This is a genomic window from Mesorhizobium waimense, assembly GCF_003601975.1.
Taxonomy (GTDB): domain Bacteria; phylum Pseudomonadota; class Alphaproteobacteria; order Rhizobiales; family Rhizobiaceae; genus Mesorhizobium; species Mesorhizobium waimense.
Genome location: NZ_QZWZ01000175.1, coordinates 1 through 867, shown reverse-complemented (window position 1 = coordinate 867; position 867 = coordinate 1). Strand labels below are relative to the sequence as shown.

The window sequence follows — 867 nt, the reverse complement described above, 5'->3', positions numbered from 1 at the left end:
GCAGCTAGGAAACCGTCAAGGCACGCTTGGTGCACGTGCCGCGATCTAGCGGTCGGTTCTCCCAAAAATACCGTTCGCGACAATGCGCAGCAATATCGGTGACGGACGGCGCCGAGTTCGAAATTCGTCTGGCAGCCCATCTTGTAAAATCCGTCGGTCCACGTGAGGTGTGGCGCGGCGCCGGGAGAACCTACTGGCATAGTAACCAAAGGACTACGAGAGGTCCCTCCCGGAAATTCCGGAGTGCCCGCGTAAAGTGCATGTGCGATAGTCGCAGCCACATCGCATTCTCTGGCCCCCACAGAAATTGCAAGCCTACCGACTTGCATAGCTCTATCGACAATCTTTCCCGCCTGCTCCATGTAGGTGAGCTCCGCAGGTGATTTTATCGCCTTTAGCGATGAAATCATCCCATCGGCATCGATGAACTCCGATGTGCCTAAACTTTTGCCTAAGGCGGCATGGCCCTTCAATCCAAGTATTTTACCCGATAGTTCGACCCCAATGCAGCCAGATGGGCTGCGCTCGCGAACAAGTCCAGCAATGGGCTGCCACGCCGAGAGCTGGCTCGAAGCTATGTATTTTTCTGGATAACTTAGGACGTGTGACTGCGGCAGGTACGAGCTGGCGTCTGCACACAGAGTATCCATCTCACGCAATATAAGCCACGGATCCTCCTCGTCCTGGCAAACAAGAACGAGCTGTGGGACGTAGTCGGAAAAACCTTCATAGCCCGTAAGATAGTTCATATTCCCTTCATTCAAGACAAGCAGTGCGTCGATACCACGCTCGGCCATCTGCTGGCGCAGGCGGGTCGTGCGTGCGCGATATTCTTCTTGACTGAATGCGGGCACTAGCATTTCTCCT

General features: G+C 54.7%; 1 protein-coding gene. It reads right to left on the bottom strand.

The window, feature by feature from the left end; translation table 11 throughout:
* Window positions 1–854: M24 family metallopeptidase (locus D3227_RS40470; protein ID WP_167481083.1), on the bottom strand; the 854-nt coding region annotated here is incomplete at its 3' end.
* Window positions 855–867: the final 13 nt, after the last annotated feature.